Raw genomic sequence first — 18,131 nt, forward strand, 5'->3', positions numbered from 1 at the left:
TACGGTAAACCACACATGCGGTTCTTTTGTAGTGTTAATAAACGCTACAGTTATGGAAGGTACCCTTAAAAATACGGCCGACGGCTTAAATCATTTAATCATTATTGCCAACGATGGTAAGGAAGGCTATTTACAAGCTACAGAAATTGTTGGCGACTCCATATTAAAAGCGGTATTTGCCAGGTTGGCCGCCGAGCGGGCGGAGTTTGCTGATGAGTTACGCACGCTGGTACAAGCCAGTGGCTTTGAAGCCGAAACAGGTGGCGGACCGGTAGGCGCACTGCACCGGGTTTGGGTTGATATTAAAACAGCGTTGGTAAGTAACGATGAAAAGTCGGTATTGAATGAATGTATAAGAGGAGACCGCGCGGCAGAAACAGCTTACGAAACAGTAATGGATGAAAATACATTAACTGATGAGCAGCGAAACATTCTGCTTAAACAATTGAAGCTAACCCGCGACGCTTTGTTTTCATTACAGCAGGAATTAGATAGATTTGCAGATTAATACAACCCTCATTGTGCAATCTGCAGAACACCGTACTTTTAAATTATGGCCGTTAATCGTTAGCCTGCTTATTACGTTATGTATAGCTGTAACGGCGTCGTTATTTACTATACCGCAAATACCGGGCTGGTACAGCGCGCTTAACAAGCCATCTTTTAATCCGCCAAACTGGTTGTTTGGCCCTGTGTGGTCAGCATTATATGTAATGATTGCGATAGCCGCCTACCTGGTTTATCAAAAACGAAACAGTGGTGCACAATATAATTCAGCCCGGATAGTCTACTTTGTACAACTGCTGCTTAACTTTTTATGGTCTGCCATGTTTTTTGGTATGCACCAAATTTGGGGAGCGCTGGTTGTGATTGTATTGCTCTTAATAGCTATTGTAGCTAATATTTATTACTTTGGTAAGTATAGCAAAGTTGCGGCGGGGCTTCTTGTTCCCTATTTACTATGGGTAAGCTTCGCCTCGGTGCTAAATCTGTATATTTACCTGCTCAACAGGTAGTAGCTTTAAGAGCCTAAGCCTTTGTCATCCTATAAGTACAATGAGAAAGACACTCTTTTCAGTAATGTTGTTTATGCTGTTTGCAGGCTTGGCCATGGCAGATACCGTTAACATTAAGCGTTTCGTAATTAAAGAAAATCCGTTTGCACAAAAGGAGATCGCCATTGTGGCCACCGATACGCTTAATCAGGTACAGGAAAACATCAGTGGTAAATATACCTTCACCCTGAATGGATTCGAGAATGAACTGACTTTTCAGAACGGCACAGCTTTTTACAGGCATAAGGTGGAAAAGTCTGCTTTCATGTTTATTAAGCACAAAAACGAAAGCGGTTCTTACTCTACGCTATATTATATATATAAGCATGGCGATAAGCTAAGTCCGCTGCGCATAAGCTGGATGTGGTTGGTGGCTATTCCGCTTATTATTGTATTTATAGGCTACCTATTTAAACGCTTCATTGTAATAGCAGCCATCGTGCTCATAATCTTTCTGTATTTTAATTATAGCAAAGGATTAAGCATTCCTACATTTTTCGAAAGTATCTTCGACGGGCTGAAACATTCTATCATAGGCTAACGTACAAATTGATAAAGAAATAATTACAAATAACAGGTAATTTTATTTCTATTGTATTAATATTTGTATATTTGAGTTGAAACTTTTTTGTAAATAGTTCGCTATTGTTAAAAACTTCACAAAAGTTGCACAGTTCACTGTGTAATTGTCTACTTCACAGTATACACATCTTTTAGCTGGTACCCAAACATATTTGCGTTGCGTGCAAATTAATCTCGAATTCCATTTTATATAAGCTTTTATGCGCAGTAAGTATTTTTACCACGCCTTAGGTGTGCTATGTTCGGCAACGATCATATTTTTCTTCAATGCACGGTGTTTAGCTCAATCAGAACAGAGAATACCTGTCATCTCCGTTAATGCGAGCGAAGATACAGGTCAGGATTACTCATCGCTATTAAATGATGATCTAAACAACCTGATACCTGATGCCTGGCAAAATAATTTTAAGTATGTTGATGTAACGCTGCGATTACAAAAACGCAGTACCATTTCACGTCTGTCATTATACGATTACAAAGGCGTATTCGATGATAATCCTGCGGATATTTATATTTTAAATGGAAAAACTAAAACCCTCATAGGAAAATTTACCGGTCCAAGCTACATGGTAATGCAGGATATGAATCTGCCACAGCCAATGGAAGCTGATGCCATTATAATACATAAGTATTGTAACAGCATGCCGCAAAAGGTGTTCGTGTACGGATATTTGACAGAAGAGGCTAAACCCGAACCTGTAGAGCAAACTCCGGCACCTGTTGAAACACCTGCTGATCCGGTAAAAACGCCGCCGGTAGTGTTGCCTGAACCAGCTCCAGCACCTGTTGAAGCACCAGCCGATACAGTAAAAACGCCACCAGTAGTGCTGCCCGATCCAACTCCTGCGCCTGTAGAAGTGCCAATCGATACGGTAAAAACGCCGCCTGTGGTATTGCCAGCGGAACCTGCGAAACCGGCGCCGGTTGTTACTACGCCCAGCCCTGTAATCACTCCCGCTCCTGACCCTGCACCAAAACCTGATCCCGCGCCTGCAGATCCGGCAGCTATTGTAAAAATTCCTATTGATGCTAAAAGATGGTACCAGATCAACAGCAGCAATGATGGTATAGCCGATTTGTTTGACGGTGTGGTTGATGTACCTATTAGTAATACCTGGGGAAAGATATTTAACAACTATGACGCCTGGTACCCGGTTGCTGATGGTGAGAAGATCACGTTATCAAAAATTAAGTTTTATGATGCTTCAGGTACATTAGGTGATAAGCCATTTACCGTATCAGTAATTACCAGTAGCGGCAAAAGAATACAAATTGCAACGTTTAACGGCGACAGGTATAACACCTGGGTTGGGCCTTACCCCGAAAGAAACTTAAACGGCGACGGTCAGTTTGAATTGGACAACCCAATTACCGACGTTAAATTTATTGTGTTTAACTGCTGGTACATGTTCCCGACCGAGGTAGAGTTTTATGGCACCTACCAGGCAGCGCATGCAGTTACGGCTGCACCAAAAAAAGACGTGCCTTTTAATCATTACTTTGGTGTAAATGCCTTTGAGTGGGATTTTGAAGATCCGAACAAGCCGTACGAGATAGATGAATCGCGTTTAAAAGCCATGAAAACCTTTACCCAGGTAAGGCATTATCTGGATTGGCAACGTATTGAACCGCAACAAGGTCGTTTCACTTTCAACCCTTCCCATAGCGGTGGCTGGAATTATGATGTCATGTACCAACGTGCTAAGGCCGAAGGAATTGAAATACTTGCTGACTTGAAAACGTTACCTGATTGGTTGCTCGATAGCTATCCAGGCGATATGCGCGATGCTGAAAACGTGCCTGTAAAATATGGTCAGGATTTTACCAAACCAACATCTTACATTGAGCAGGCCAGGGCTGGCTTTCAGTTTGCGGCCAGGTACGGTTCAAGTACAGGCGTAGATGCATCTCAGCTTAGCGTAAATACCACGCAACGCTGGTATGGCGATGGTGTAAACACCGTAAAGCAGGGGATGGACCTGATTAAATACATTGAATGTGATAACGAGCGCGACAAATGGTGGAAAGGCCGCAAGGCTTATCAAACCGCCTTTGAATATGCGGCCAACCTTTCTGCTTTCTATGATGGGCACAAGAATACCATGGGGCCGGGTGTAGGTGTTAAAAATGCCGACCCGAATATGAAAGTGGTAATGGCTGGTTTGGCTTCGCCCAATACCGATTACTTACGCGCCATGGTTGACTGGTGCAAGCAAAACCGGGGTTACAATGCCGACGGCAGCGTAAATTTATGTTGGGATGTAATTAATTACCACCTGTACTCAAACGATGCTAAATCATCACAGGGTGGAAACGCTACACGCGGCATGGCGCCCGAAACCGGTGAAACTGCCCAGGTAGCGCAAGACTTTATTGCAGCCGCTCATCAATATGCTGCAGATATGCCGGTATGGGTTACCGAACTTGGATATGATGTTAACCAGGGTAGTTACTTAAAAGCTATTCCGATTGGCGACAAAACGGCGTTGCAAACCCAGGCCGACTGGATATTGCGTTCTGCGCTGTTGTATGCCCGGGTAGGTGCCGACCGTATTTTCTTTTACCAGGCTTATGACGATAACCCAAATAGTTCTATACAATTTGGCTCATCTGGCTTGCTTAACCGCGATAAATCACGTAAGCCAGCGGGAGACTTCATTTACCAGGCGCAGCAATTGTTGGGTAATTATACTTTCAAACAAACTGTTCATAGCAACCCGATTGTAGACAGATATGAGAACAACGGGCAATCGGCCTATATGCTTGTTATACCTGATGAAAAGGGCCGAACAGCCGATTATACGCTTGATTTGGGCAATGCAGACTCAGCCAGCATATACACACCCAAAGTAGGAAGCGACCAGATGGAACTGAAAAAAGTGCAGATCAGTAATGGTCAGTTAGCGCTTACCGTTACCGAAACGCCTCAATTTGTGATACCCTCATCACCTAAAGCTTTTGAAACAGGAGAGATGTTGAAACTGGCCACTAAAGTTGCCAATAAAACCGACTCGGTGCAAAACGGTATCATAAGCAATACATTAAAGGTGTATCCTAACCCGGCTATAAATTATGTTGATGTAACGTTTAACAATAAATTGAGTGGCAAAGTAGATATTAAAGTGTATGATGCACGCACAGGCCGGGCGTATCGCACTTATAGCTTTAACAAGCAAGCCGACGAGTTCTCGCAACGCATTGATTTAACGGGTACACCTTATGGCGTTTGCCTGGTAGAGATTAGGCAGGACCAGGCCATAGTTACCCGAAGGGTGATTAAATTAAACTAAATCTGTAATACTATATCTCGCTAACAAATCCGGCTAAGGCAATCGCAACACCTAATAAAACAGCGATTAACTTACGCCGGTTAAACTTGTGATCGGGGCCTGCTTCAAATAAAATGGTAGTTGATATATGCAAAAATATACCAATAACCACACCCATAATGCGGTTAAAATATTGCTGTAGGTTTCCAATTCCGCCGCTGCTTAAGGCGTTGCTGAAAAAGTAGCCGGCAGGTGCCATAATTGCGAACAGGGCTATAAAAAAAATAGTCCTGTTTTTGCTTTGGTGGTTGGCCAGTAGCACCGTAGCCAGTGCAAATGCTGCCGGAATATGATGCAACGCAATACCAAAAACCAACTGGTTTTGGTAACCGCCAGCCAGGGGCATACCTTCTAAAAAGCCGTGGAGGCATAAACTTACCATAACACCCAACGGAAATGCTGCTTTTTCATGTTCGTGTACATGCATGTGGCCGTGCTCAATGCCTTCTGAAAATTGCTCCAGCACGATCTGAAAGATAAAGCCGGCTAAAATAAATACGCCAACCAGGTGGTCGTTGCCATGATAAGCATCCGGAATTAAGTGCAGTACCGTTATGCCAAACAAGTAGGCACCACTAAAAGACAATACCAGCTTTAGCTGTTTGTGATTACCGCCTTTAAACAGAAAAACGGCCATGCCGCCTAAAAAGGCCGCCAAGAAAAGCAGAACTAAATACCAGTACATTAAAATTGAGGTTGAAGTTTTTTAAACACTTGCGCAAAAATAGAGCCTATTAAAGCACCAAACAGAGCCCCGGCTGTAACATCAACCGGAAAATGTACGCCTACATACACTTGCGCAAAGCATACCAGCACCGCCCATAGCAATACCCAAACCCATACCCAACGCCACCTGCGGCTGTAAACCATGCCTAAAAACACCGACATGGCAAAATGATCGGTAGCATGGGTTGAGGGGAAGCTGAAGCCTGTACCGCAGGGGGCCCGGCTTATAATAGTTTTCGATACCACATCATCGCGGCAGGGCCTTAAGCGTTGCACTTGCTTTTTTATGAGGCTTGCGCTGCTAAAATCGGCTACGCCTACTGTAACTATGAGTAGTAAAATAAGCCATGCGCCGGTTTTCTTGTACTTCCAAATACTGAATGCGATGATGAACACATAAACAGGTATCCAAAACTTGGGGTTGCGCAACCAGGGCATTACTACATCAAATACCGGATTGGCAAGCGTATAGTTAACAAAATGAAATAACTGCCGGTCTAGCTGCAGTAAAAAATCGGGCATTGATAACGGTTTTATAAGCGCAGCAAATATAACCAATTAACTATGGCATAAATACCACACGCTTTTTATAAGCTATACATCAATAAATTTTTACTTTTGCTCCATTAATTCATACTCATTTTGACGCTCATTAAATCTATATCAGGCATAAGGGGTACCATTGGTGGTAGTGCCGGCGATGGTTTAACACCCTTGGATGTTGTAAAGTTCACCTCGGCTTTTGGCGCATGGGCTCTTAAAAAGACCGGGATCCGCAAGATTGTGGTAGGCCGTGACGCCCGCTTATCGGGCACAATGGTGAACAACCTGGTTATAGGAACGCTACAGGGATTAGGCATCAATGTGATAGACCTGGGTTTATCTACAACACCTACGGTTGAGATTGCCGTACCCGCCGAACAAGCTGCAGGTGGTATTATTTTAACAGCCAGCCATAACCCTAAACAATGGAATGCCTTGAAATTGCTAAACAGTACCGGTGAGTTCATCACAGATACTGACGGTAAAGAGGTGCTGGAAATGGCGGAGAACAGCGCATTTGATTATGCATCTGTAGATGATTTGGGTAAGGTAGCTACCGATAATAGCTACCTGCAAAAGCATATAGACCAAATATTGTCCCTGCCTTTGGTAGACAAAGAAGCAATAGCGGCTGCTAATTTCAAGGTAGTGGTAGATGCGGTAAATTCTACAGGAGGCATTTATGTACCTGCATTATTGGAGGCTTTAGGTGTTAAAACCGTTCATCAACTATATTGTGATCCAACCGGTCATTTCCCGCATAACCCCGAGCCACTTCCTGAAAACCTGACTGAGTTATCTGCGCAGGTATTGGCTAATCAGGCTAATTTGGGCATAGCTGTTGACCCTGACGTTGACCGCCTTTGCTTTGTTTGTGAAGATGGTAAGATGTTTGGCGAGGAGTATACCCTGGTTGCAGTTGCCGATTATATATTGCAGCACGTTAAAGGCAATACAGTATCTAACCTATCATCAACCCGTGCCCTGCGCGATGTAACCGAGCGGGCGGGAGGAGAGTACCATGCTGCCGCTGTTGGTGAAGTGAATGTGGTTACTAAAATGAAAGAGGTAAACGCTGTGATAGGCGGTGAAGGTAACGGTGGCGTCATCTATCCGGATACACATTATGGCCGCGACGCCCTGGTTGGTATTGCCTTATTTTTAACGCACCTTGCCAAATTTGGCAAACCGGTATCTGTATTACGTGCCAGCTATCCTAGCTACTTTATTTCTAAAAATAAAATAGAGCTAACAGCAGGTATGGACATAGATGGGCTATTGGTAAAGGTGGAAGAGATGTACATGTCGCAACCCCACAGTACTATTGACGGCTTAAAGATAGAGTTCGATAAGCAATGGGTACACCTGCGTAAGTCGAATACCGAGCCCATTATCCGCATCTACTCGGAGGCCGAAGATGAAGCCGCTGCTAATGATTTAGCACACAAGATTATAGCTGACATAAAAGGAATTTTGAATATACAATAGGTAACTGATGTGTTAGTGGTTGATTGGTTTCAAATAAATCGATTATTAGCCCAACACGTACTTAAATAATCACTTAAACATGCGAATTTATCTCGATAACGCAGCTACTACGCCAATTGATCCGGAAGTAATGAAGCAGATGGTGCAGGTGATGGAAAGCCAATATGGTAACCCGTCGTCCATCCATGCTCATGGTCGCGAGGCTCGTTCCATAGTGGAAAAGGCCCGTAAAACCATCGCTAATTTGCTGCACACGTCACCGGCCGAAATTTTTTTCACGTCGGGCGGTACCGAGGCTGATAATACAGCAATTCGTTGCGGTATCATTGATCATGGCTTAAGGCATGCTATTACCAGTCGTATCGAGCACCATGCGGTAGTACACACGCTTGAAGCACTGGAAAAAACTGGTGCTATTAAGCTAAGCTTCGTAGATATAGATGATAAAGGCCATGTTAACTACGAGCATCTGGAGCAATTACTGAAGGATAACGAGCGCAGTTTTGTTTCGCTTATGCATGCCAATAACGAGCTGGGTACGCTGAATGATTTAGAGCGTATTGGTGCTCTTTGCGAACAGTACAATGCATTATTTCATAGTGATACTGTGCAAACGGTTGGTCACTATGCGCATGATCTGAGCAAGTTAAAAGTTCACTTCATGGTTTGCGCTGCGCACAAGCTTCATGGGCCAAAAGGTACCGGCTTTTTGTACATAAATCATAAAGTGAAGATAAACCCGATGATTTACGGCGGTTCTCAGGAACGAAATATGCGCGGGGGAACCGAGAATGTGTACGGCATTGTGGGTCTCGCTAAAGCCTTAGAAATGGCTTATAGCGAGATGTCTCATCATCAGTCATACATACAAGGCCTAAAAAGCTATATGATGGAGCAGTTACAGCAAATTCCGGGTATACACTTTAATGGTGAGACTGATCCGGATAAGAGCCTGTATACGGTTCTTAACGTTTCTTTCCCGGAGATGGAAATGGCCGATATGCTTTTATTTAGTCTGGACATTGCCGGCGTCTCTGCATCGGGTGGTAGCGCGTGTAGCTCCGGTACTAATATTGGTTCACACGTTTTAAATGGTATAGGCGCTAATCCCAATCGCCCTGCTGTTCGCTTCTCTTTCTCCAAATACAATACCCGCGAAGAAGTAGATTTTGCAGTGAGCAAGATCAGAGAGATTTGCGCAGTTAACGCCTGATCTGGAATTTCCTCTATTGCATAAATATATAAACATCCAATGTTTTTAAGATTAGCTAAGCACCTTGGTGCTTAGCTAATGTATTCTCTATCCTCGTCACTTAGTGTATCGGGACGCCTTCTGGGCTGTTCGTTATCAGTGTCATCTTCCTGGTCATCTTCGTATTGTCTTACCACCTTTTTCTGCCGAGGGCGACTAACCAGTACACCCAAAATAAAGGCACTTACAGAGATAGCTGTTAACATAACCAGCTTAGGTAAGGTTACCGGTACAAACAGAATTATGAATTCTGTTTCCTCTGTATTTTGCATAATAGTAACCGTGAGGAAGACAGTTATTATGATAGCCAAGGTGGTTCTAAAGCTCATGATCCTTTAAAAGTTGTGTGGCCTAATATGCAAAATTTTCGGCAAACCCTTCTTTACCTAACGCTATACTATCCAAATTTAAGCTTACGCCAACTTGTGTAAAAGACTTAGGGTTAGCAAAAACGAATGTAATAACTACGAGGGATTAAATAGGGTAGTATACATTTTACTGAAACTAACACCACTCCTAACAAAAACCATGGTACCTCAACTTTTTGTTAATTACACTAACTAAACTGGCTTATCAACAAACGTTGTAGTAAAATTAGTTTATATGATTTATGTTAAATATTTGATATACAATGCTTAAAGTAGGTATCACGACTTTAGAAAACGTCAATTGCTAATTTTGTTAGTAAGTCCATTTTATAAATTGTGTAATAGTATGTTTTTTATGTTTATATGATTTTTATAATTAATTGATAATCAATTTATAATAAAATTTTCGTAAAGTGAATTACTGGACGTGTTCAGTCTTTTATTAGATAAATTTGAAGAATTTTATAAGATGGCCATTTCTAAATCTATACACTAAGCAAAAAATGGATTTTACATCTGCTCAATTATTTTAATGATGGTGTTCCTGTGTAGCTAAAAAAAGCTAAACTTCAATACAGGTCTTTAAAATGAGTTTTAGAGGTGAGTGCCCAACTTAGGCTTTGGTTCATAATTTAAGAAAGGCGAGCCGCCTAGATTATTGAATCTAAATGCTTAGAAGAACTTGTACGCTAAAAAAGTATGGAGGTGTCTGGTAACGATCAGCAAGTTTTGGATAACCGGAGAGCAACTTGAAGTCACATGCTTTTCGTCGGCAAGAAGTCAGGCGACATGAATACGCCAAACAAACGGTGGAATGTGATTGCTTAGGACAGTCTGGCTAAAAGGACATACTTAGCAGTGAAGTTGTTGCTTTTTATAATAGCCAGGAAAATTTCTTAGTGTATCGTTGATGATTATGCCGGTGTGCCAGCTCTTCGGTTTTTAATTCGTGATGCTTGCTTCTGTACAACCGGGAAAAGAAAAATGGTAGATAATATGATAGCCGCACCTATCCAAAAACCTAAGCTCATAGTATGCAAATCTCCAAAAAACATGAAGGCCATAATAATGCCGTACACGGGTTCCAGGTTGGTTATAAGTGCTACTTTAAAGGCGGATAATTCGCGCATAACCGATACGCCTGCTACGTAGGCCAGTGAAGTGCAAATGGTTCCTAATATAACCAGATAGCCAATATCATTGGCCTTAGGAATGTGTAAATCAGCCATGCCATTGGTTAACAGCATAAACAGTGTAATCCAAAAGAAAGCGCCTATAAGCTCGTAAAAAGCAATGATGGCAGGGTGGTGGCTTTTTACCTCATTTGAGTTAATTATCGAAAACAGGCTAGCGGCAGCAGCGCAAAGCAGCCCTAAAAAAATCCCTAAAGTATATTGAGACTCAAATTTAAAGATAAGTACTATGCCGGTAATAATGAGCAATCCTGAAAAGATCTCCAGTTTGGATATAGGCTTTCGTTTAATAAGCGGCTCAAACACCGCGGTAAACAAGGTAAGCGACGACAGGCAAACCAACGTTACCGATACAGTAGAAACCTTAATGGCCTGGAAGAAAAGTATCCAGTGCCCGCCTACCAAAGCGCCTGTGAAAAACAATTTCAGGAACGTTTTGCGATTTACTTTAAGCGCCTGCTTATTAAATTTGAAGTAAAGGAAAAGTGTACAAAATGCAATGAGAACCCGGTACCAAACCAGGCTTACCGCCGTGATAGTTATTAGTTTGCCCAGTATGCCGGTAAAACCCCATATAAATACAGTAAAGTGCAGAATAAGTAAGTTTTTATTCAATTCGGTATTGGGCGCTGTAAGTTTGGGCATAAGAACAATATTTTTTTAGCGCTTATTTAGGCGCTTTTTGTAACATGTATAAACCCGTAAGGCCAAACAGTACATTGGGAATAAAAACGGCAATGATAGGAGCTAAGCCGGCTTTGAGTGAAAATACGTTCGCGAAGCGGTCTACTACGATGTATAAAAAGCACAGCAGTATGCCTATTCCCAAGGGCAGGCCTATCCCTCCGCGTACTTTACGTGATGATATGGAAACGCCGATGAGCGTAAGCACAAAAGCCGAAAACGGATAAATAAAACGCCTGTACTTCTCCAACTGCAGTTCAATTAACCTGCCTGTGCCCCTTATTTTTTCCTTTTCAATCTGCTTGCTTAGGTCGGGGGTTGATATAGCCCTGTATATGTTGGTGTTGATATCGGTGTTTGCCTCAAAGTCTGTTGGCTTCATATCCAGCAGTGTATCTTTCCGGGAGCCTTCTATCATTTGCTCCTTTAGTCCGTTTACATATCGTACTTTGAAATCTTGTATCGACCAGGTGTGTTTCAATGAGTCGTAGCTAATTCTCTGAGCAGTTAGCCTTTCCTTTAAAACATCGCCGTCAAATTTTTCGAGCATGAAATTATAACCTGCTTTTACCGCATTATCGTATGACTGGAGATAAACGAAGGTACGGTCGTCCAGTTGCATGTGCATCTCTTTTTTGGTTGGATCCGATTCGTTGGTATAAGTGTCAGCGAATTTTACGCTTAACTGATTGGTTAACGGGATCAGGTAAACGTTACCGATAAAAAAGAAGACGAAAATAACACCCGACGCAATGAAGTAAGGTCTTAAAAAGCGGTTAAAACTCGTCTTGCCGCTTAATATGGGCACAATCTCAGTTTGGTTGGCCATTTTGGCCGTAAAAAATATCACCGCCAGGAAATTGATAAGCGGCAGCAAAATGTTGGCGTAATAGGGTAGGTAACCCCCATAGTACTGAAAAACAATAGCGCTCAGGGGGGCTTTGCTCTTCAAAAAATCATCCAGGTGTTCAGATACATCAAACACCACGATTATTACCAAAAACAGCGACAGCGTGAACACAAAGGTGCCCAGATACTTCTTAATGATGTACCAGTCGATGATCTTGATGTAGTTATCTAAGAATTTAAACATCAGAGGCGTTGGGCTAATTGTTTAACCATGCTATTCTTCCAACTGTAAAACTCTCCACTTATTATCTTTTCGCGAGCTTGCGTTACCAGCCACAGGTAAAAATGCAGGTTGTGTAAGCTTGCTATTTGTGCACCCAGCATCTCGCCGGAGGTTATTAAGTGTCTTAAATAAGCTTTAGAGTGCTCGCGGTCTACCCATAGGTCGCTATTCTCGTCAATCGGCGAAAAATCGTTCTTCCATTTCTCGTTACGCATATTGAGGATGCCGTTGCTGGTAAACAGCAATCCGTGCCGGGCATTACGGGTGGGCATTACACAGTCAAACATATCAACGCCTAAGGCAATGTTCTCCAGTATGTTAGCAGGCGTGCCCACGCCCATAAGGTAACGGGGTTTGCTTTCGGGCAGTATATTGCATACCAGTTCCGTCATCGCGTACATCTCCTCGGCGGGTTCTCCAACCGAAAGGCCGCCTATAGCATTACCTTCACGCTCAAAGCTGGCAATTACCTCGGCTGATTTTACCCGAAGATCTTTGTAAACAGATCCCTGCACAATAGGAAAGAGTGTTTGGCTATAGCCGTACTTAGGCTCAGTGCTATCAAACCGGTCGCAGCAGCGTTTAAGCCACCGGTGCGTCATTTCTATGGACCGGCGTGCGTAGCCGTATTCACAAGGGTAGGGTGTGCATTCATCAAAAGCCATAATTATGTCTGCACCAATAACGCGCTGTATGTCCATGGCCGATTCTGGCGTAAACAAATGCTTCGAGCCATCAATATGCGATCTAAATGTAACGCCTTCCTCCTTAATTTTACGCGCTTGACTTAGCGAATACACCTGGTAGCCACCACTATCTGTTAAAATGGGCTTATCCCAGCCGTTAAATTTGTGCAGGCCGCCGGCCTGTTCAAGTGTGCCTAACCCGGGGCGCAAATAAAGATGATAGGTATTTCCCAGTATAATTTGCGCTTCAATATCATTCTTTAGTTCGCGCTGATGGACCGCTTTAACGGTTCCGGCGGTACCAACGGGCATAAAAATGGGCGTTTGTATAACGCCATGGTCTGTAGTTATTTCGCCGGCCCGAGCCTTTGAAAATTTATCTTGAGCAGTTAAATTAAATTTCATTGTAAGTTGACAAAATTACTAAATAAATAAACCTAAGCCAAAAAGCCGTTTACGTGCCCTTACAGAAGGATTTAGTCGAAATCAAAGAGGAATAAGTGGTGTGTTTAAAGCAGAGGTTAGCTACAGGTTAATTTGAAGTATTTGCCCTATAAGTCGCTTAAATTTAACAAATTTGCCCTTTATTTTAGTTGGTTAAAATTTGGAACAATATATACCCGAAGTTTTATTTTATCTATTCCTGTTTTGCTTTGTGGTGCAAATGGGGTTTTTGCTGATACAGCAATGTCGCCTGGCTGTTTATCGTTTGCCCGAGCAGGATTTGTCGGCTGTGCAACTGCCGGTTTCGGTTATCATCAGCGCACGTAATGAGGCCCAAAATCTAGTTAAATATTTGCCTGCAATTTTAGGGCAGCAATATCCAACCTTCGAAGTTGTGGTTGTAAATGACTGTTCAGTTGATGATTCACATCATATTTTACTGAATATGAGTGAAAACTATCCGCATCTTAAAATGGTTACTGTTACAGAGCATCCGCGTTTTAAAACCGGAAAAAAATTCGCCTTAACCATGGGTATTAAAGCTGCTACCTACGAGCACTTGCTATTCACTGATGCCGACTGTCAACCGGCTTCCGTTAACTGGATTGCCCATATGGCAGCTAATTTTACCGGTGCAACAGAGATTGTACTAGGCTATTCGCCTTATGTAAAAGCAGGCGGCTTTATAAACGCTTTTACCCGGTTCGAAACTCTAAAAACAGGTATTAACTACTTTTCGGCCGCTTTAGGCCGCAACGCGTACATGGGTATTGGTCGTAATCTGGCTTATACCAAATCATTGTTTTTTCGTACAAAGGGTTTTGCCTCGCACCTCCATATACTGGCTGGTGATGATGATTTGTTTGTAAACCGTAATGCCACTCCAGATAATACGGCCGTTGAACTGCACGCCGATTCCTTTGTTTATACCGATGCCAAGGAAACTCTTCAAGCCTATTATCGCCAAAAGAAGCGACACATGGGTGTGGGCGGTTTATATAAAAATAAGCACCGGCGTATGCTGAGCCTCGACGCTATGGCCGGGTTTTTATTTTACGTAACATTATGTTTATGCTTGCATTACCATATGCAGCCCATGGTAATTGCTGTAGCATATTTTGTGCGTTTGATAACTCAAGTTATAATTTATAAAAAATCGGCTAATAAATTGACAGGGAAGGACTTAATATGGTTTCTTCCCTTCTTTGATTTATTGTACTACTTATACCTGAATGTATTTGGCCTAATAGGAACCTTTATAAAAACCACCCAATGGAAGTAAATGCCAATTTTACTGAGAACGCCAAAAACGACTTTCAACTTGTAATGAAAGCCAAAGAAGGCAACCAGAAAGCTTATGCTGATCTGATGCAGCGCTATAAGGATTCGATCTACTTTATGTCGCTTAAAATGGTGAACAATAGGGAAGATGCAATGGATATAACGGTGGAAACGTTTGCGAAAGCTTTTGAAAAGTTGGACAAGTATCAACCGGAGTATGCATTCAGTACCTGGTTGTTCAGGGTGGCAACTAATAACTGTATCGACTTTTTGCGTAAAAAGAAGTTAAATACTGTATCCATTAACAACATGATGGACGAGGAGGATGACCGACCACTGCAAATTAAGTCGGATACATTAAATCCTGAGGAGACCTCCATTAAGAAGCAACAATCAGCAGAGATAAAGCTACTGATCGAGAGCTTGCCGCCAAGATATCGTAACTTGTTAACCCTAAGGTATTTCGACGAGTTATCTTACGAAGAGATTGCACAGCAACTGGACTTACCCTTGGGTACAGTTAAGGCCCAATTGTTCCGCGCCAAGTACTTGCTTGGTAACATCATCAACCGCATAGACAGATAAATGGACGCCGGACTCATACTTAAATATTTTCCTGAGTTAACCGAATTACAACAGGCGCAATACGGCCAACTGGCCCAGTTGTATGGCTACTGGAATGAGCAGATCAACGTTATATCTCGCAAGGATTTGGACTTGCTATACGAGCGGCACGTGCTGCATTCATTGGGGATAGCCAAGGTAATGCGCTTTTTGCCTGGCGAGCAAGTGTTAGACGTTGGTACCGGAGGCGGATTTCCGGGTATACCGCTGGCTATTATGTTTCCGCAAACCAGCTTTCATTTGGTTGATAGTATTGGCAAAAAGATTAAAGTGGTGCAGGAGGTAGCTAACGCCCTGGGTTTGCAAAACGTAAAAGCTTCGCATAGCCGTGCAGAGCAAGTGCCCGGTAAGGTGAACTTCGTTATATCAAGAGCAGTAACGCAGTTGAAGGATTTTTATCCCTGGGTAAAAAACAAATTCAGCAAGCAGTCTGACAATCAGCTGGCTAATGGAATTTTATATTTGAAAGGTGGAGACCTGAAACAGGAAATTGCCGAGTCGGGTTTAGCCGTTCAGCAATACTTCCTGAAGAACTACTTTGAGGAAGAGTTCTTCGAGACTAAGCAGGTGATTTATGTGAAGGGGTGGCTACAAGTTTGACGAAATTATGCCGACAAATTCTTTTATGCCATCTTTGGCAATGGAGCCGTATTTGGCTATATCATCCGGATTATTAGGTTTGTGATAAATTACCTTTTCGGCATATAGCAGTCTGCCTGTTTTGTTCTTCGTGCTAATGCTCGCAGACCGTCTTTCTAACTCATCTACCGTATATGTTTTGCCATCAATAAGATAAATAGGGTTGTCGCCAAATACGATGGGCTTGTTGGGTTCGATATTTTCCATTTTAAGGTTATTCACCTGTATGTAAACCTTTTGAGGCCTTATTAAGTATTCGTCTGTCATGTTGTCGAACTGCATTTCTGGCGACGACCCTAAAAACACATTACCTACAAAGTGTTTCAGTCCGGGTAATGCAGAAATCACCCTTCCCTTACTGTCGTTAATAGCAGATGATAAGGTGCCTGGCTGCATAGCTTTTTCCGATTTGTTTTTAACCGGTTTTACATCTGGCGGCGGCGGCACGCCTTTAACCTCTTCCATTACCTGTGGGGTGTATTTAACGCTTACAGATACCACAGCCGGTTTTTTAGGCTTTCGTGATGCTGTGGGGGGCGTGGGCGGTAAAACAATACTTGTAGTGGTTGCTAATGCGCTGATTATTTCAACCCTTATTCCATAATTTTTTAGTAATAATTTCTTGTCCTCCTCAACTAATGTTTTAGCAGTATAAATAAAGGTTTGACCTGGATTGCCTTTAATTTCCAGTTTGTCCGTAATTCCTGTCACGCCTCCACTAGTTACCTTTAGTCTTAATTTTCTTACTGATGTGTCACTAGAGGTTTTTTGCATTAGTTCACTAATTTTCTGTGTTTTAAGGTTAAGCTTAATCCAGCCATAATCTTTGCTAAAGGCTAAGGTAGAAGCACAGAGCAGGCCGGCGCAGAGCGGTATGGCCACAAGGTAGTTTAGCCTGGCTAACTTACCTGATCTTTTTTGATAGAGCTTCATTATTCTTGATTTTAAAAGTTGCTGGTTTGAGAAATGATTGGCAAACGGTACCCCACTGGTTTGATAGGCTTGAGCGATCAGGAAATTGACATACTCGTCCTTTTGCTCAGCGCACGACGCTTTGTTATCAGCCTCAAACTCATGGAGAGCTTTAAGGCTGTTTTGCAGCAAGTACACGAGTGGGTTAAACCAACTGATGATTTTAACCAGTTCGGTGAATAGGATATCCCAACTATGTTTTTGCCGGATATGCACCAGTTCGTGCTGTAAAACGGCATCTTCTACTTGTCGATTACATTCAACAAACAAGTAGCCAAGAAACGAGAATGGAGCAGGGCTGTTATTAAGGCAAATTAATGTGTAGCCTTTATGCTTGATTCGGGTGTTTTTAAAAATCAATTTAAAAAGGCTGTAAAGCTTTAAGACGAATAAAGCGAATGCTAGTATCACCCCAGTTGTGTAAAGCGCTGTAGCGGCTTTATTTCGCGTTATAAGCGGCTCTATAGTCGGTTGCTTACTAACCAGATGCGTAGTTTGGCTAATTATGGTTATTGTTTGCTGCGGTTGCAAAGCCTGATGTGACCGCCCGGGCGTGCCTAACTGTACCACTGGCATTACAAAGCAGATTACGGTGCTTAACAGCAGGTAAACCCGGTTGGCGGTGTAAAACGTTTGTTTGCGGAATAGCAACCAATAGCATCCGTAAGCCACCGCAAGGTATAAGTTTGCTTCCAAAAGGTATTGTAGCCAGCTCATCATCATTTGTCTTTATTGCGGCTGCGTTCGGCCAGTAAAATCAACTCTGCCAATTCGCTCAAGTTTAGCTTTTGCTCCTTTACGAGGTAGGATACCAAGGTTTTGTAAGAGTTGTTAAAATAGCTTTTGATAACCTTATCGAAAGCAAATTTCTTGTACTCTTCTTCGCTCACGATAGGGAAGTAGACGTGCGAGTTGCCATACGCCTTGTGGTCAACAAAGCCTTTGCTTTCCAACACCCGTACTACGGTACTTACAGTGTTGTAGGCCGGCTTTGGGTCATCGGGCATTTTGTCTAATATCTGTTTTACTATGGCTTCTTTCAACTGCCATAAAATCTGCATTACCTGCTCCTCTGCTTTAGTTAATTCTTTCATGATTTTTTCGCTCCAAATAGATAACTATTTCTGTAGTTT

17 protein-coding genes are annotated in these 18,131 nt (G+C 42.6%); 9 read left to right on the plus strand and 8 right to left on the minus strand.

What is annotated here, in order from left to right; translation table 11 throughout:
* The first annotated feature begins 52 nt into the window (after positions 1–52).
* The 4 genes from ABDD95_RS05990 (at position 53) to ABDD95_RS06005 (ending at position 4,927) form a co-directional block, all read left to right on the plus strand.
* Positions 53–508 carry a PA2169 family four-helix-bundle protein gene (locus ABDD95_RS05990; RefSeq protein ID WP_345950996.1) on the plus strand — a complete coding sequence of 152 codons (456 nt, stop codon included), beginning with the start codon at positions 53–55 and terminating at the stop codon, positions 506–508.
* Complete coding sequence (locus ABDD95_RS05995; RefSeq protein WP_345950997.1) at positions 498–1,016, plus strand: TspO/MBR family protein; 519 nt, start codon at positions 498–500, stop codon at positions 1,014–1,016. The genes ABDD95_RS05990 and ABDD95_RS05995 overlap by 11 nt, the downstream gene beginning before the upstream one ends.
* Before the next feature lie 40 nt (positions 1,017–1,056).
* Positions 1,057–1,596, plus strand: coding sequence for a hypothetical protein (locus ABDD95_RS06000; RefSeq protein WP_345950998.1), 540 nt, complete (start codon positions 1,057–1,059; stop codon positions 1,594–1,596).
* Positions 1,597–1,837: 241 nt separating this feature from the next.
* Positions 1,838–4,927, plus strand: coding sequence for a T9SS type A sorting domain-containing protein (locus ABDD95_RS06005; protein WP_345950999.1), 3,090 nt, complete (start codon positions 1,838–1,840; stop codon positions 4,925–4,927).
* A gap of 10 nt (positions 4,928–4,937) precedes the next feature.
* Here ABDD95_RS06005 and ABDD95_RS06010 read toward each other — a convergent pair whose 3' ends face one another.
* Together ABDD95_RS06010 and ABDD95_RS06015 are read right to left on the minus strand one after the other, a co-directional pair.
* Positions 4,938–5,651, minus strand: a complete 714-nt coding sequence (locus ABDD95_RS06010) for a ZIP family metal transporter (RefSeq protein WP_345951000.1) — start codon at positions 5,649–5,651, stop codon at positions 4,938–4,940.
* Complete coding sequence (locus ABDD95_RS06015) at positions 5,651–6,214, minus strand: phosphatase PAP2 family protein (protein ID WP_345951001.1); 564 nt, start codon at positions 6,212–6,214, stop codon at positions 5,651–5,653. Before ABDD95_RS06015 ends, ABDD95_RS06010 begins: the two co-directional genes overlap by 1 nt.
* A gap of 120 nt (positions 6,215–6,334) precedes the next feature.
* Here ABDD95_RS06015 and glmM point away from each other — a divergent pair, with 120 nt between their 5' ends.
* Together glmM and ABDD95_RS06025 are read left to right on the plus strand one after the other, a co-directional pair.
* On the plus strand, positions 6,335–7,723 hold the full coding sequence (gene glmM, locus ABDD95_RS06020) for a phosphoglucosamine mutase (protein ID WP_345951002.1): 1,389 nt from the start codon (positions 6,335–6,337) through the stop codon (positions 7,721–7,723).
* Positions 7,724–7,802: 79 nt separating this feature from the next.
* A complete protein-coding gene (locus tag ABDD95_RS06025; protein WP_345951003.1) occupies positions 7,803–8,936 on the plus strand; it encodes a cysteine desulfurase family protein in 1,134 nt (377 codons plus the stop codon).
* A gap of 71 nt (positions 8,937–9,007) precedes the next feature.
* Here the strand turns inward: ABDD95_RS06025 and ABDD95_RS06030 are convergent, their stop codons facing one another.
* From ABDD95_RS06030 to tgt, 4 genes are all read right to left on the minus strand, one after another.
* Positions 9,008–9,304: a hypothetical protein gene (locus ABDD95_RS06030; protein ID WP_345951004.1), complete on the minus strand. Its 297-nt coding sequence runs from the start codon at positions 9,302–9,304 to the stop codon at positions 9,008–9,010.
* 953 nt (positions 9,305–10,257) lie between these two features.
* Positions 10,258–11,181 (minus strand): EamA family transporter, encoded by a 924-nt coding sequence (locus tag ABDD95_RS06035; protein WP_345951005.1) that lies wholly within the window; start codon positions 11,179–11,181, stop codon positions 10,258–10,260.
* A gap of 22 nt (positions 11,182–11,203) precedes the next feature.
* Complete coding sequence (locus ABDD95_RS06040; RefSeq protein ID WP_345951006.1) at positions 11,204–12,313, minus strand: LptF/LptG family permease; 1,110 nt, start codon at positions 12,311–12,313, stop codon at positions 11,204–11,206.
* Complete coding sequence (gene tgt, locus ABDD95_RS06045; protein WP_345951007.1) at positions 12,313–13,443, minus strand: tRNA guanosine(34) transglycosylase Tgt; 1,131 nt, start codon at positions 13,441–13,443, stop codon at positions 12,313–12,315. Before tgt ends, ABDD95_RS06040 begins: the two co-directional genes overlap by 1 nt.
* Before the next feature lie 199 nt (positions 13,444–13,642).
* Here tgt and ABDD95_RS06050 point away from each other — a divergent pair, with 199 nt between their 5' ends.
* Genes ABDD95_RS06050 through rsmG form a run of 3 tightly spaced genes read left to right on the plus strand, consistent with a single transcriptional unit; the run spans position 13,643 to position 15,987 of the window.
* Positions 13,643–14,764 carry a glycosyltransferase gene (locus ABDD95_RS06050; RefSeq protein ID WP_345951008.1) on the plus strand — a complete coding sequence of 374 codons (1,122 nt, stop codon included), beginning with the start codon at positions 13,643–13,645 and terminating at the stop codon, positions 14,762–14,764.
* Entirely contained in the window at positions 14,755–15,348 is a 594-nt protein-coding gene (locus ABDD95_RS06055) for a sigma-70 family RNA polymerase sigma factor (protein WP_345951009.1), read from the plus strand. The genes ABDD95_RS06050 and ABDD95_RS06055 overlap by 10 nt, the downstream gene beginning before the upstream one ends.
* Entirely contained in the window at positions 15,349–15,987 is a 639-nt protein-coding gene (rsmG, locus tag ABDD95_RS06060) for a 16S rRNA (guanine(527)-N(7))-methyltransferase RsmG (RefSeq protein WP_345951010.1), read from the plus strand.
* Here the strand turns inward: rsmG and ABDD95_RS06065 are convergent.
* Positions 15,976–17,721, minus strand: coding sequence for a M56 family metallopeptidase (locus tag ABDD95_RS06065; protein ID WP_345951011.1), 1,746 nt, complete (start codon positions 17,719–17,721; stop codon positions 15,976–15,978). The two genes, rsmG and ABDD95_RS06065, sit on opposite strands and share 12 nt — an antisense overlap.
* Positions 17,718–18,092 (minus strand): BlaI/MecI/CopY family transcriptional regulator, encoded by a 375-nt coding sequence (locus ABDD95_RS06070; RefSeq protein WP_345951012.1) that lies wholly within the window; start codon positions 18,090–18,092, stop codon positions 17,718–17,720. The genes ABDD95_RS06065 and ABDD95_RS06070 overlap by 4 nt, the downstream gene beginning before the upstream one ends.
* Positions 18,093–18,131 lie beyond the last annotated feature (39 nt).

The organism is Mucilaginibacter sp. PAMB04274, from assembly GCF_039634385.2.
Lineage (GTDB): Bacteria > Bacteroidota > Bacteroidia > Sphingobacteriales > Sphingobacteriaceae > Mucilaginibacter.

Coding starts and splice junctions, on each gene's coding strand:
- ABDD95_RS05990 (WP_345950996.1), top strand. CDS start 53: ATGGAAGGTACCCTTAAAAATACGGCCGACGGCTTAAATCATTTAATC.
- ABDD95_RS06000 (WP_345950998.1), top strand. CDS start 1,057: ATGAGAAAGACACTCTTTTCAGTAATGTTGTTTATGCTGTTTGCAGGC.
- ABDD95_RS06005 (WP_345950999.1), top strand. CDS start 1,838: ATGCGCAGTAAGTATTTTTACCACGCCTTAGGTGTGCTATGTTCGGCA.
- ABDD95_RS06010 (WP_345951000.1), bottom strand. CDS start 5,651: ATGTACTGGTATTTAGTTCTGCTTTTCTTGGCGGCCTTTTTAGGCGGC.
- ABDD95_RS06015 (WP_345951001.1), bottom strand. CDS start 6,214: ATGCCCGATTTTTTACTGCAGCTAGACCGGCAGTTATTTCATTTTGTT.
- ABDD95_RS06025 (WP_345951003.1), top strand. CDS start 7,803: ATGCGAATTTATCTCGATAACGCAGCTACTACGCCAATTGATCCGGAA.
- ABDD95_RS06030 (WP_345951004.1), bottom strand. CDS start 9,304: ATGAGCTTTAGAACCACCTTGGCTATCATAATAACTGTCTTCCTCACG.
- ABDD95_RS06035 (WP_345951005.1), bottom strand. CDS start 11,181: ATGCCCAAACTTACAGCGCCCAATACCGAATTGAATAAAAACTTACTT.
- ABDD95_RS06040 (WP_345951006.1), bottom strand. CDS start 12,313: ATGTTTAAATTCTTAGATAACTACATCAAGATCATCGACTGGTACATC.
- tgt (WP_345951007.1), bottom strand. CDS start 13,443: ATGAAATTTAATTTAACTGCTCAAGATAAATTTTCAAAGGCTCGGGCC.
- ABDD95_RS06055 (WP_345951009.1), top strand. CDS start 14,755: ATGGAAGTAAATGCCAATTTTACTGAGAACGCCAAAAACGACTTTCAA.
- rsmG (WP_345951010.1), top strand. CDS start 15,349: ATGGACGCCGGACTCATACTTAAATATTTTCCTGAGTTAACCGAATTA.
- ABDD95_RS06065 (WP_345951011.1), bottom strand. CDS start 17,721: ATGATGATGAGCTGGCTACAATACCTTTTGGAAGCAAACTTATACCTT.
- ABDD95_RS06070 (WP_345951012.1), bottom strand. CDS start 18,092: ATGAAAGAATTAACTAAAGCAGAGGAGCAGGTAATGCAGATTTTATGG.